The sequence below is a fragment of the Afifella sp. IM 167 genome (assembly GCF_020144925.1).
GTDB lineage: Bacteria > Pseudomonadota > Alphaproteobacteria > Rhizobiales > Afifellaceae > Afifella.
In genome coordinates, this window is the sequence record NZ_NSLC01000050.1 from 1 (window position 1) to 494 (window position 494).

The following is a 494-nucleotide window of genomic DNA, read 5'->3' on the forward strand; positions in this document are numbered from 1 at the left end:
TCATGTCGACGTGATCGACCCCCTGCTCGTCTCCGGTGAAGAAGGTGTGCTCGCGACCGTGGGTGTAGTCGATGATCTGATCCGGCACCCCCAGTACCGCCGGGCCATAGCGCTCGGTGATACCACCGACGGCGGCCAGGGCGACCACCCGCTCGGCGCTGCGTGAGTGCGGCGCCCAGACATTGGCGCGGTAGTTGACGCGATGCGGCGGCAACCGATGCCCGGCGCCATGGCGCGGCAGGAACAGCACCTCGGTCTCGCCGAGCCGCCCCCGGGTCACCGGGGCCGAGGTTTCGCCATAAGGGGTCTCGACGCGCCGCGCCTCACGCGCTTGCAGCGCCGGCAGTTCGGAGAACCCGGAACCGCCGATGATAGCCAGAACAGTCATGCAGCCACCGCCACTTCTCAAAATGGCGGCAGTTTACCGAAGTGTGCGCGGGAATCCAAAGGGCGGAGATCGGCAGTCGGCACCGAGCGCACGCGCGCTTGCCACG

The 494-nt window shown here is 68.0% G+C and carries 1 protein-coding gene; it reads right to left on the reverse strand.

What is annotated here, in order from left to right; genetic code table 11:
- A partial coding sequence (locus CLD20_RS20090; RefSeq protein WP_224408449.1) for an MTAP family purine nucleoside phosphorylase occupies nucleotides 1-388 on the reverse strand: 388 nt, incomplete at its 3' end.
- Nucleotides 389-494 lie beyond the last annotated feature (106 nt).